Annotated in this window: 11 protein-coding genes; 2 read left to right on the top strand and 9 right to left on the bottom strand. The window is 36.7% G+C overall.

What is annotated here, in order from left to right:
• Positions 1–26 precede the first annotated feature (26 nt).
• A complete protein-coding gene (gene rnd, locus MCS_RS01060; RefSeq protein WP_004854555.1) occupies positions 27–1,178 on the bottom strand; it encodes a ribonuclease D in 1,152 nt (383 codons plus the stop codon).
• A gap of 139 nt (positions 1,179–1,317) precedes the next feature.
• Here rnd and aspS point away from each other — a divergent pair, with 139 nt between their 5' ends.
• Positions 1,318–3,108 carry an aspartate--tRNA ligase gene (gene aspS, locus MCS_RS01055; RefSeq protein ID WP_004854553.1) on the top strand — a complete coding sequence of 597 codons (1,791 nt, stop codon included), beginning with the start codon at positions 1,318–1,320 and terminating at the stop codon, positions 3,106–3,108.
• A 539-nt stretch (positions 3,109–3,647) separates the two neighbouring features.
• Positions 3,648–5,897: a DNA topoisomerase IV subunit A gene (parC, locus tag MCS_RS01050; protein WP_004854552.1), complete on the top strand. Its 2,250-nt coding sequence runs from the start codon at positions 3,648–3,650 to the stop codon at positions 5,895–5,897.
• Between the two features lie 110 nt (positions 5,898–6,007).
• Here parC and MCS_RS01045 read toward each other — a convergent pair whose 3' ends face one another.
• The 8 genes from MCS_RS01045 to MCS_RS01010 form a co-directional block, all read right to left on the bottom strand.
• The gene (locus tag MCS_RS01045; protein ID WP_004854551.1) at positions 6,008–7,261 is read right to left on the bottom strand and encodes a multidrug effflux MFS transporter; all 1,254 of its coding nucleotides are present in this window, start codon (positions 7,259–7,261) and stop codon (positions 6,008–6,010) included.
• Positions 7,262–7,344: 83 nt separating this feature from the next.
• Positions 7,345–7,677, bottom strand: a complete 333-nt coding sequence (gene grxD / locus MCS_RS01040; protein ID WP_004854550.1) for a Grx4 family monothiol glutaredoxin — start codon at positions 7,675–7,677, stop codon at positions 7,345–7,347.
• A 100-nt stretch (positions 7,678–7,777) separates the two neighbouring features.
• Positions 7,778–8,011 (bottom strand): BolA/IbaG family iron-sulfur metabolism protein, encoded by a 234-nt coding sequence (locus MCS_RS01035; RefSeq protein WP_004854547.1) that lies wholly within the window; start codon positions 8,009–8,011, stop codon positions 7,778–7,780.
• 65 nt (positions 8,012–8,076) lie between these two features.
• Positions 8,077–10,287 (bottom strand): phosphoribosylformylglycinamidine synthase subunit PurL, encoded by a 2,211-nt coding sequence (gene purL / locus MCS_RS01030; RefSeq protein ID WP_004854545.1) that lies wholly within the window; start codon positions 10,285–10,287, stop codon positions 8,077–8,079.
• Positions 10,288–10,582: 295 nt separating this feature from the next.
• The gene (gene purQ, locus MCS_RS01025; RefSeq protein WP_004854544.1) at positions 10,583–11,254 is read right to left on the bottom strand and encodes a phosphoribosylformylglycinamidine synthase subunit PurQ; all 672 of its coding nucleotides are present in this window, start codon (positions 11,252–11,254) and stop codon (positions 10,583–10,585) included.
• A 12-nt stretch (positions 11,255–11,266) separates the two neighbouring features.
• Positions 11,267–11,506 carry a phosphoribosylformylglycinamidine synthase subunit PurS gene (gene purS / locus MCS_RS01020; RefSeq protein ID WP_004854534.1) on the bottom strand — a complete coding sequence of 80 codons (240 nt, stop codon included), beginning with the start codon at positions 11,504–11,506 and terminating at the stop codon, positions 11,267–11,269.
• 85 nt (positions 11,507–11,591) lie between these two features.
• Positions 11,592–12,356 (bottom strand): phosphoribosylaminoimidazolesuccinocarboxamide synthase, encoded by a 765-nt coding sequence (purC, locus tag MCS_RS01015; RefSeq protein ID WP_004854532.1) that lies wholly within the window; start codon positions 12,354–12,356, stop codon positions 11,592–11,594.
• Between the two features lie 169 nt (positions 12,357–12,525).
• On the bottom strand, positions 12,526–13,074 hold the full coding sequence (locus MCS_RS01010; protein ID WP_004854530.1) for an RBBP9/YdeN family alpha/beta hydrolase: 549 nt from the start codon (positions 13,072–13,074) through the stop codon (positions 12,526–12,528).
• Positions 13,075–13,146 lie beyond the last annotated feature (72 nt).

The raw sequence follows: 13,146 nt of genomic DNA, 5'->3' as shown, positions 1-13,146 counted from the left end.
TGCATATGGTTAATATTTTTTAGATATTAGAGTTGTTTGGTGTTTATTTTTCCATCGCTGAAGTAAAATCCTATCTGTCCTTTTAGAACTTTCTCAGCTTTTTGACCAAATATTTCATAGCGCCAACCATTCATCGCGGGAATATTTTTCTTTACACATCCATTTGCAATTTTTTCTAAATCATTGGATGTCGCAATAATTTTAGGTGCAATGCCATTTTCATTTGCAACCAGTTTTAATAATATTCTGAGAAGATCAATAACTGCAGTGGTTGCATCATTAAGTGGATTGTTCTTAGGGAGATTGGGTAAACTAGCAATATCAACTTCTAAACCTTCATGAACAGTTTTTATTAATGTTTGCACAATTGATGGTTTATTCAAATTTTTGTTAAGGTTGCGCAAACGTTTCAATGCAAACTCATCTTTTGGTTGTTGGATCGCAATTTCGATAAGGCATTCATCTTTCATAATATGGCGACGTGGAACATTATTTTTTTTTGCTTCGCGTTCACGCCAAGCTGCTATTTTTTGTAATACGGCAAGCTCACGTTTCTTTTTGACTTTTCCTTTCACTTTTTTCCATGCGTCATCTTCTGCTATATCGTAAGTTCCAGGTGTTAACAGGATTGCTATTTCATCATCCATCCAGTGTGTACGTTTATTTTTTTCTAATTTTTGCTTCAATAAGAGATAAACATCTCTTAGATAAGTTACATCGGCAAGTGCATAGAGCAGTTGTTTTTCGGAAAGAGGTCGGCAGCTCCAGTCTGTAAAACGCGATGATTTATCAAGATGATGCCCTGTGCAACGTTGTACAATCTGCTCATAAGAAATAGAATCACCAAAGCCACAGATGGATCCTGCTATTTGTGTATCAAAGAGAGGATAAGGAATGATGCCACCAAGATGATAAATTATTTCGATATCTTGGCGCGCTGCATGAAAGACTTTAACAATTCTTTTATCGATCATAAGATCAAAAAATGGTTTTAGATCAATATCTGATGCCATTGGGTCAATGAGCATTGTAATATCTGGTGATGCAATCTGGATTAAACACAATTGAGGCCAAAAAGTTGTCTCACGGATAAATTCGGTGTCTACCGTTACAAAATCAGAAGTACGTAAAGTAGCAAGTGCAATTTCAAGATCTGTTGTTTTTGTAATAAGTTTCATTCTTTCATTATAGCCAGATAAATTAAATTTGTCTTTTATTGTATTTTTTTTTGAGTCTTTATCCTCATATCTTGACAAATGGTTACCAAAAAGCGTTTGTAACGCATGTGAAATTTATAATAATTAAAAGGTAGAAACTATGCACCGTTATCGCAGTCATAATTGCGCGGCTCTTCGTAAATCTGATGTAGGAACACAAGTTCGTCTTTCAGGATGGGTTCACCGTGTTCGCGATCATGGCGGAATTCTTTTTATAGATTTACGTGATCATTTTGGAATCACACAAATTGTTGCTGATCCTGCTTCTCCAGCTTTTACAATTATCGAAAAGGTGCGTTCTGAATGGGTCATTCGTGTTGATGGGGAAGTTTGTGCACGTTCTGATGATGTTATTAATACAACTCTTCCAACAGGTGAGATTGAAATTTTTGTGAAAGAGGTAGAAATTCTTTCAAAGTCTGATGAGCTGCCTTTACCTGTTTTTGGTGAACCTGATTATCCAGAAGATATTCGATTGAAGTATCGTTTCCTTGATTTGCGTCGAGAAACTATGCACAAAAATATTATGCGTCGCACAGAAATTATTGCTGCTATCAGACAGTCTATGTATAACAATGGTTTTACAGAATTTACAACACCACTTTTGACGGCCTCATCACCGGAGGGAGCACGAGATTTTTTGGTTCCAAGTCGTATTCATCAAGGAAAGTTTTACGCATTGCCGCAAGCTCCTCAACAATATAAGCAGTTGTTGATGATGTCAGGTTTTGATCGTTATTTTCAAATTGCTCCATGCTTTAGAGATGAAGATCCACGAGCAGACCGGCTTCCGGGTGAGTTTTATCAATTAGATGTTGAAATGAGTTTTGTTGAGCAAGAAGATATTCTTGTAACAATGGAACCTATTATACGTTCTATTTTTGAAGAGTTTTCTAATGGAAAATCTGTAACTCAGAGTTTTCCTCGGATTCCTTATGATGAAGCAATGCGGAAATATGGTTCTGATAAACCTGATTTACGTAATCCTATCATTATGGAAGATGTTTCTCAGCATTTTTATAATTCTGGTTTCAAAGTTTTTGCTCAAATTTTAGCGAATGATGAGAACGCACAAGTATGGGCTATTCCGGCTAAAACGGGCGGAAGTCGCGCTTTTTGTGATCGTATGAATGTATGGGCGCAAAGTGAGAAGCAGCCGGGACTTGGTTATATTTTCTGGCGTGAAGAAGAGGGAAAATTCGAAGGCGCGGGGCCTATCGCCAAAAATATTGGTGAGCAGAGGACTGAAGCACTCCGTAAACAGCTTTGTCTTGAAAGTGGTGACGCCTGTTTTTTCGTTGCAGGAGATCCAAAGAATTTTTCATCTTTTGCAGGAGCAGCGCGCATACGGATAGGGGAAGAATTAAATCTTGTGGATCGGGAGTGTTTCTCTTTAGCATGGATTGTTGATTTTCCATTTTTTGAATGGAATGAAGACGAAAAAAAGGTTGATTTTGCACATAATCCCTTTTCTATGCCCCAAGGAGGAAAGGATGCTCTTGATTGTCAGGATCCTCTTACGATTAAAGCTTTTCAATACGATCTTGTTTGTAATGGTTATGAAATTGCTTCAGGAGGAATCCGTAATCACTCCCCAGAAATGATGCTTAAGGTTTTTGATCTTGCTGGTCTTTCTAAAGAAGTGGTAGAAGATCGTTTTGGAGGTCTTTATCGTGCATTTCATTATGGAGCTCCACCACATGGTGGTATGGCTGCTGGTATTGACCGTATTATTATGCTTTTACAAGGTGTCAAAAATTTACGTGAGGTTGCTTTATTTCCTATGAATCAGCAAGCACTTGATCTTTTGATGAGCGCTCCATCTGATGTTTCTACTATCCAATTACGTGATTTAGGAATCCGGATTGCTCCTCCCTTTAAAAATAGTTGAAAAAATTGCCTTTAATATGGGCGTATTTAAGTGATCTAAATAAAGTTTGTCTCTTATTTTTTGCCTAGCAATTTTGAAGGCAAGTTATATTAGTATGTTTTTGTCTTTGGTCTATAATGTTAGCCAATTTTGCTTGCTTTACTACGAGTAATTAAAATAGGGGAGAACGATAAAGCTTTTAGGGGTAATGTTTTAAAATAAAAAATTTTGAATTATTTAAAAATATTTCTCATTATCTATCTATAATATTATGAATTTTATTATAGAAATGAAGTAGTATTTTATAAAAGATAGTTATTTTTTAATATATATAAAATATTTTTTATATTAGGAAGTTGTATTTCTTTATTTTTCTGAAATGATAAATAAAAATCATGCAGAAGCTTTTAGAATTTATGTTACTGCTTATTCATGTTATGAATCATAATGATTCAATTGTATATATTTATTTAATAAAGATAGGGGATTCATAAAAATTTGTATATGAGAATTTTTATAGAATAATTGCTCATTATTTTTGGAATTGTTATCCTCATAATATGTCTGATAAAATGAATTTACCTTTTGATAAAGAACATATTGAATCAATAGAATTGCGTTCTGCTTTACAGGAGCGTTATTTAGCTTATGCACTTTCTACCATTACTCATCGTGCCTTACCTGATGTGCGTGATGGATTAAAACCCGTGCATCGGCGTATTGTTCATGCGATGCGTTTGCTCAAACTTAATCCTGAACAGTCTTATGCTAAGTGTGCGCGGATTGTTGGCGATGTCATGGGAAAGTTTCATCCTCATGGTGATGCATCTATTTATGATGCCTTGGTGCGTTTGGCACAGAGTTTTGCGGTGCGTTATCCATTGGTTGATGGACAAGGCAATTTTGGTAATATTGATGGTGATAATGCTGCTGCGATGCGTTATACGGAAGCACGTATGACTGAAGTGGCCGCGTTGCTGCTTGAGGGCATTAATGAAAACGCCATTGATTTTCGTTTAACCTATAATGAGGAAGATGAAGAGCCTGTTGTTTTGCCGGGAGCTTTTCCTAATCTTTTAGCAAATGGTTCATCAGGTATCGCTGTTGGTATGGCGACATCTATTCCCCCTCATAATGTCGTTGAGCTTTGTGATGCAGCACTCCATTTAATTGTACATCCCGATGCACATGATGAGGAATTAAATCAATTTGTGCTTGGTCCTGATTTCCCAACAGGTGGCATTTTAGTTGAGCCTAAAAAGAGTATTGAGGAATCTTATCGGACAGGGCGTGGATTTTTTCGATTACGTTCGCGTTGGCACCGAGAGGCTGGTAGCCGCGGTTCTTATGTAATTATTATTACTGAAATTCCCTATCAAGTTCAAAAATCACGCCTTATTGAGAAAACGGCAGAACTCTTACTTGCACGGCGTTTACCAATGCTTGAAGACATTCGTGATGAGTCAGCAGAAGATATCCGCATTGTACTTATTCCCAAAAATCGTACAGTTGATCCTGAACTACTTATGGAATCTCTTTTTAAATTGACTGATTTCGAGGTAAGATTTCCTCTTAATCTCAATGTCTTATCTTTTGGAAGAATACCAAATGTTCTTTCTTTGCGTGACAGTTTGCAACAATGGCTTAAGCATCGTCAAGAAGTACTTATTCGTCGCTCAACTTATCGGCTTGATCAGATTGATTGCCGGTTAGAAATTCTTCATGGCTATCTTATTGCGTATTTGAATCTTGATGAGGTTATCCAAGTTATTCGTGAAGAGGATGAACCAAAAAAAGAACTGATTGACCGTTTTGAATTAACAGAAAATCAAGCTGAAGCTATTCTTAATATGCGGTTGCGTTCTTTACGTAAGCTTGAAGAATTTGAAATTCGGAAAGAATTTGAAACTTTAAAAGTTGAAAAAGAAAAACTACAGAATTTGTTAGCTTCCAGTACAAAGCAGTGGAAAGTAATTTCAGAGGAAATCAAAAAAGTTCGAAAAATTTTTGGTCCAGAAACCCTCTTAGGAAAAAGACGTACAACATTTGAAGAAGCTCCAAGGCATGATATCGATGATATTCATCAAGCAATGATTGAAAAAGAGCCAGTCACTATTGTAATTTCTGAAAAGGGATGGATGCGCGCTTTAAAAGGACATTTGAGTGACTACAAAGCACTTTCATTCAAAGAAGGGGATTGTTTGAAATTAGCATTTCCAGCATTCACTACAGATAAGATCGTGGTGATGAGTACAGGTGGGAAATTTTTTGCTATTGGGGCAAATAGCTTACCTGGAGGACGGGGACATGGTGAACCAATTCGTCTTTTGGTTGACATGGATGATGAGCACGATATCCTTACAGCTTTTGTTTATAATGCACAGGAAAAACTTCTTTTAGTTTCATTTTATGGAAATGGTTTTATTGTTCCTGCAACTGAAGTAATTGCTAATACACGAAAAGGAAAGCAAATTATGAATGTGAAGTCTCCTGATAAAGTGAGGCTTTGTGTTCCAGTACAAGGTGATTATGTTGCAGTGGTTGGTGAAAACCGCAAAATGCTTATTTTTGCTATCGAACAAATACCAGAAATGAATCGCGGTAAGGGTGTTCGTTTACAACGTTACAAAGAGGGAGGAATTGTTGATGTTAAAACCTTTAATTTATCAGAAGGTTTAAGTTGGCAAGACTCTGCAGAACGTTGTTTTAATCGTCAAGCTGATGATCTTATTGAGTGGATGGGAACGCGTGCTGGAAGTGGGCGTTTTGTTCCAAAAGGTTTTCCAAAATCAGGAAAATTTACTAACTAAACTGTGTGGCACATTTTATTCTTAGATTATAAATTTGTAGGAAAGAATATGCTACACGGTTCGGTTTTGTTATAGCAATTCTAGGATATTTTTAATTTTATAGCGGTAATTTATTCAGAATGATTATTATATTGCTTAAAAAGACGCCCGTGTTCAGCCCATAAAACGAGAAGTATAGCGATAAGGCTCATGAAGAAAAAACCTGCTGAATTTGGAATTGTTGTTTCATTAAATTGTTGTGCGATAAAAAAGCTAAGTCCTGTTCCGATAGATGTTTGAAGGAAACCAGATACAGAAGATGCTGTTCCAGCAATTTCGCCTACAGATTCGAGAGCGAGTGTATTGAAATTGGCCATAATACCACCGCAAGCAAACATTAATATACAGAACAGTAGCATGAAAAAAGGAAAAGGAATAACACCATCTGCTAAGATGGAACTAACAAACCAGATGCCTGAAGTGATAGAAAATAATAAAAGCATACTGTGTGCGATGCGCCGCATACCAAGGCGTCCGACCAGTTGAGAGTTAAAGAATGATGACATTGCTTGAAATGCAGCACCAATTGCGAATGCAATTGGAAACCAGAAGCCTAAGTTATAAATTCCTTCATAGATTTGTTGTGATGTATTAACGGCAGTAAATATACAACCCAAAATAATCGAAGTTGCCAGTGTATAGCAAAGTGTTGTACGGTTGGTTGTGACAAGCCATAAGTTATGCTTGATCGAAGAAAAGGAAAGGGAGCGTTGTGCATGAAGCGTTTCAGGCAAACGTAATTGAATCCAAATCATCAGTCCAAAACCAATAAGGGCCATGAATACAAAAATGAGTTGCCAGTATCCAAATAGCAAAATCATTTGTCCTGCTGCTGGTCCAATCATTGGTGCAATAAGAAAAACCATCATGACAATGGACATGACTTCTGCCATTTTTCGACCGCTGTAGAGATCACGCACAACGGAAACTGTAAGAACGCGCATAGCAGCGCCTCCAATACCTTGCAAAATACGTAAAAGAAGCAACAGAGAGAAATTTGATACGAATGCGCAGCTAATTGCAGCAAATGAATAAAAAGCAAGGCCAAGAAGAATAAGCTTACGTCTTCCGTAACGATCGCTTATTGGACCAAAAAAGATTTGTGTGATGCCATAGCTGATAAGATAACCAGAAATAATATAATGTTGATCATTTTCATTGATAACATTTAAATCACTCAAAATATTGGGCATAGCCGGTAATATAATATCAATAGCGATAGAATTAACAGCCATAAGCGCGCCAATAAGAATAACGAATTCTTTATAGCCAATTTTTTTTCTAATGGCATCACGATGTTTTTGTTCGTCGACTGAATATGACATATACATCCTTGAGATAAAAATTTCGACTGAACACAGGCCCTATAATAGGTTGAATACAATAAGAGCTATTTATGGATTGATGGCTATAATTTATTGCAGGAAATATTCTTTTCCTTTAACAATTCTTGCAATTCATTACTCTGAAACATTTCTTTAACAATATCACAGCCACCAACAAACTCACCTTTGATATAGAGTTGTGGAATTGTTGGCCAATTTGAGTAGTCCTTAATTCCTTGGCGCAACTCGTGAGAAGTTAAGATATTAATCCCTTTATAATTTATGCCTAAATAATCAAGAATCTGAACAACTTGTCCTGAAAATCCACATTGCGGAGCATCAGGCGTTCCTTTCATGAATAAAATGATATCATTTGTTTTAATTTCATTGTCAATAAATTCATGAACAGTAGTCATCTCTATACCTTGATATCGCAGATTTTCGGAAGCTTATATTTATGCTTATATTTACTTCTAAACGTATTAAGTAAATGAATGCAAGAAGAATTTTTTTGGATTATTTGGGAATACTCGTTTGCAATGCTAGAGCATGAAGCACGTTTCCCATATTACCTTTAAGAGCGTCATAGACCATTTTATGTTGCTGAATACGGCTTTTTCCACGAAAACTTTCTGAAATAACTTCTGCCGCGTAATGTTCACCGTCTCCAGCAAGATCCCGAATAATGACTGTTGTATTGGGGATGCTTTCGCAAATAAGTGTTTCAATTTCATGGGCACTCATTGCCATTATTATTCTCCTTAGTTTTTTTATTCTTATAAGAGTAGCATACAGTTAAGAAAATTTAATAATTTTTATTCTTCACCCATAAATTGTGGAAACCAGTTTTCATAGGCTTGAGTGAGTTTCTCTATCGACAGTGTTAGTATTCCATCTATATCGAGAGAATCACCTTCAACAATACCAAGTTCTGTTAATGAAACTCCGCTGACTTGTGCGAGTTCTTTAAGATCATTGAGCATATGCGGCTTAATTGCTAACAAATAACGCCCTTGGTCTTCTCCAAAAAGTTCTGCATGATATGGCAATTTTTTGCTTAATTTTGCTTTTATTCCTTTTCCTGATTTAATTACCATTTCTGCGAGTGCAATAGCTAATCCACCATCAGAAATATCATGAGCCGCATGAACAAAATCACTATGAATGACATTTCTCACAAATTTTCCATGTTTTTTTTCAAGCTGTAAATCTACATGAGGTGGTGCTCCTGTATAAATATTCAAAATGTTACGTGCATAGATTGATTGCCCTAAATGTGAACCACAGTTCCCCACTAAAACAATATGATCTTTATTTTGCATACCACTGATTGTTACTATTTTAGACCAATCATCAATAAGGCCTACACCAGCTATTGTAGGCGTGGGAAGAATTGCTTCTCCATTGGTTTCATTATAAAGAGAGACATTGCCTGAAACTATTGGAAAATCCAAGATTCTACAAGCTTCTCCTATACCTTTAATAGCAAAAACAAATTGTCCCATAATTTCAGGTTTTTCAGGGTTACCAAAATTAAGATTATCTGTTGCTGCTAATGGTGTTGCGCCTGTAGTGCTAATGTTGCGCCAACATTCTGCAACGGCTTGTTTCCCTCCTTCATAAGGATCTGCTTCACAATAGCGAGGTGTCACATCAGAAGAGAAGGCTAGAGCTCTTTTGTCGTTGTTACCAACACGGATGACTCCTGCATCACCTCCTGGACGAACAAGGGTATTTCCTTGTATAATTGTATCATATTGTTCATAAACCCATCGTTTTGAACTTTGATCAGCAGAATTCAATAAGGTAAGGAGTACATCACCAAGATTTTCAACTTTTTCGATTTCTTCTACTTTAAGAGTTGTTTTTTTTACAGGTTCTATCCAAGGGCGATCATAAACTGGAGCTTCATCACCAAGTTCTTTGATGGGGAGGTTGACGACTTCTTCTCCTTGATGCCATACACGAAAGCGCAAATCATCTGTTGTTTCCCCAATAATGGAAAAATGAAGACCCCACTTATGAAAAATTGCAGCTGCTTCTTTTTCTCGTTCTGGTTTAAGGACCATGAGCATACGTTCTTGGCTTTCAGAAAGCATCATTTCATAGGCTGTCATATTTTCTTCACGAACAGGAACTTTATCAAGATTAAGCTTTATTCCAAGATTTCCTTTTGCTCCCATTTCAACTGCAGAAGATGTTAATCCTGCTGCACCCATGTCTTGAATAGCAATAACAGCTCCTAATTTCATAAGCTCTAAACATGCTTCGAGAAGACATTTTTCAGTAAAAGGATCTCCTACTTGAACAGTTGGGCGTTTTTCACCAATTGAATCATCAAATTCGGCAGAAGCCATTGTTGCTCCACCAACACCATCACGTCCTGTTTTTGCACCGAGATAAACAACAGGAAGTCCTATTCCTTGGGCTTTAGAATAAAAAAGAGAATCTGTTTTTGCAATACCAGCAACAAAAGCGTTAACAAGAATATTGCCATTGTAACGCGCATCAAAATTTATTTCCCCCCCAACAGTTGGAACGCCAAAAGAATTGCTGTATCCACCAATTCCAGAAACGACACCAGAGACAAGATGGCGCGTGAGAGGATGATCAGGAGCTCCAAATCGCAATGCATTCATAGCTGCGACAGGGCGGGCACCCATTGTAAAGACATCACGTAAAATACCACCAACACCTGTTGCTGCGCCTTGATATGGCTCAATGTAAGAAGGATGGTTATGACTTTCCATTTTGAAAACAACGCATTGTCCTTCACCAATATCAACGACACCGGCATTTTCACCAGGACCTTGAATGACACATTTACCTTTTGTTGGGAGAGTTTTAAGCCATTTTTTAGATGATTTATAGGAACAGTGTTCGTTCCACATTGCTGAAAAAACACCCAGTTCAGTAAATGTTGGTTCTCTACCGATTAACGTGAGGATATGCTGATATTCATCATCTTTTAGTCCGTGTTGTGCAATTAATTCTGGTGTAATGGCGATGTTATTGCAGGGATTCATGAGTATTTTATCCGTCAAGTTAGTCGAAGAGTGAGCATTTTTATTTTTTAATCTAGCAGCTTAAATTATAAAAGATTGCGTTGTTCGATAATACAACTGTTCATAATCTATAAGCTTTTCTAGTTTTAGTTTAAAGTTTTAAAAACAAGAAGCAGTTTTGGAATAAATTTTTATGAATTTAAAGCAATTGATATCCATTTATGTTCGTAAAATAGCTAGTTTGCAAATTTATTGTGTAGGAGATGATACAGATTTTTGATTTTAAAGTAGCAGGTAAATTATCCCCTTTTTGTCATCATCCTTTTGCCAATTCTAAAGCACTTTGGAAAAGTAAAAGACCATCCGTACCACCATGTGCATGTTCAATAAGATTTTCAGGATGGGGCATCATACCAAGGATATTACCCTTTTTATTGATAATACCAGCAATATCTTTTGTTGAACCATTCGGATTTGTATTTTCTGCATAGCGAAAAACGATTTGCTCATTGTCTTCCATTTTTTTCAATGTGTCATCGTTAACAAAATAATTTCCGTCATGATGGGCAACAGGACAACGAATGATTTGTCCTTTGGAATAGTATCGAGAAAACTTTGTATTAGCATTTACGACTTCAAGTTTTATTTCACGACAAACAAATTTTAATGAAGCATTCCGCATTAAAGTTCCAGGCAACAATCCAGCTTCCAACAAAATTTGAAATCCGTTACATATGCCCATTACCATAACACCTTTTTGCGCCTTCTCACGAACAGCTTGCAAAACTGGTGTTCGTGCGCCAATGGCACCACATCTTAAGTAGTCTCCATAAGAAAAACCACCAGGAATAACAATGATATCTACATCTGGAATTGTTGATTCTGTTTGCCAAATTGTAAGTGGTTCAACACCTGTTATATGGCGTAATGCTGCAATCATATCCCGATCGCGATTTAATCCAGGTAATTGAATGATAGCAGTTTTCATGGAGCATTCCACTTAAAAAAGTTCTATTGTATAATTTTCAATAACAGTATTTGCGAGTAACTCTTCACACATTTTCTCAAGTTCTTGTTTTGCAGTCTCAGTAGGTTGATCATCAAGTACAATGTCAAAAATTTTTCCTTGGCGGATAGAATGGATACCTTTAAAAGCCAAACCTTTTAAAGCACTAACAATGGCTTCACCTTGTGGATCAAGAATACTGCTCTTTAGAGTAACTGTAACACGTGCTTTCATTTCTTATTTCCTGTTGTTAGAAGTTCCTCCTTAAAGAGAAGCACTTATAATATAAAGGAAGGTAGTAGTGTACCCCCTTGTTTTTTCATTTTACTAAAACTGGACCACTTGGTCGCGGAGGTTCGTTTTCATTTATGATACCAAGACGCTTTGCTACCTCTTGATAGGCATTAATAAGACCACCCATATCATGGCGAAAACGATCTTTATCCATTTTTTCTTGAGTTTGCATATCCCATAAACGAGCAGAATCAGGAGAAATTTCATCAGCAAGAACGATGCGCATCGTTTCATCTTCCCATAAGCGACCAAACTCCATTTTAAAATCAATTAACTGAATATTAACACCGGCGAAAAGTCCAGAAAGAAAATCATTAATACGAATTGCGAGTTGCATAATGTCTTCTATTTCTTGAGGAACAGCCCATCCAAAAGCAGTGATATGTTCTTCAGTTACTATTGGATCATCAAGAGAATCGTTTTTATAGTAAAATTCAACAATTGATTGCGAAAGAGCAGTTCCTTCTTTCAGTCCTAAACGTTTAGAAAGAGAGCCAGCAGCAACATTACGAACGACAACTTCCAATGGAATAATTTCAACAGCTTTGATGAGTTGTTCACGCATATTTATGCGCTTGATGAAATGTGTCGGGATGCCCAAACGACCAAGATGACTAAAAATATGCTCTGAAATACGATTATTTAAAACCCCTTTTCCATCGATGACTTCATGCTTTTTTGCATTGAAAGCAGTTGCATCATCTTTAAAAAACTGAATATAGGTTCCCGGTTCAGGTCCTTCATATAGAATTTTGGCCTTGCCTTCATAAATACGGTGGCGACGATTCATAGCGATTCTCTATCAATTTAGGGGTTTTAATAGCATTGAAATATGATACTATCCTAATTGATAGAAATTCTCAATGATTGCTACAATATTCATACAATTTTTATTATCTAGATTGTATAAATAAAGACATTAAATCTCATAGACAACATAAAAATGACTGTTTTTTTGGTCAAATTTTTGCAAGAAAATGGGATAAGACCATAAGCCCTTCAGGCCAAGGACCATGTCCAGATTCTACATTAATTTGGCCAGATTGCCCAGCATCAACAAGGAGTGCTCCCCAGTCATTGGCAAGATTTTCTGCCACTGAAAATTGACAAAATTCATCATTGCGGCTGGCAATGACGACTGAAGAGAAAGGCAATTTCCCTCGGTAGTATGGACCAAATGTTTGGAAATGTTGTGGACATATTTTTTTATCTTCTACATTTGGAGGAGCAACAAAAAAAGCACCACAAACTTTTTCTGCATGCTGTATAGTTGCATGAATAGCAGTTGGAACTCCTAATGAATGCGCAATAATAACAACAGGTTTTTCGGCTTGTGCTATGGCGTTTTTAACGCCATTAACCCATTCTCCACAAATGGGTTTTGACCAATGGTTTTGCTGGACGCGGCGGGCAGTAGGTAATTTTCGTTCCCATCGTGTTTGCCAATGGTTAGGATCAGATCCTTTATAGCCGGGAACAATAAGAATATCGAGTTGATTTACTTTCATGAATTGTTTCCTTCATTATGACAAACTTTAGATCATAGGTAGAAGATAAAATAGCTCTTTTTGCATGTAATT

Source organism: Bartonella doshiae NCTC 12862 = ATCC 700133 (assembly GCF_000278155.1).
GTDB lineage: Bacteria > Pseudomonadota > Alphaproteobacteria > Rhizobiales > Rhizobiaceae > Bartonella > Bartonella doshiae.
The sequence above is the reverse complement of the archived record's forward strand: the minus strand, read 5'-3'. Positions and strand labels throughout refer to the sequence as shown.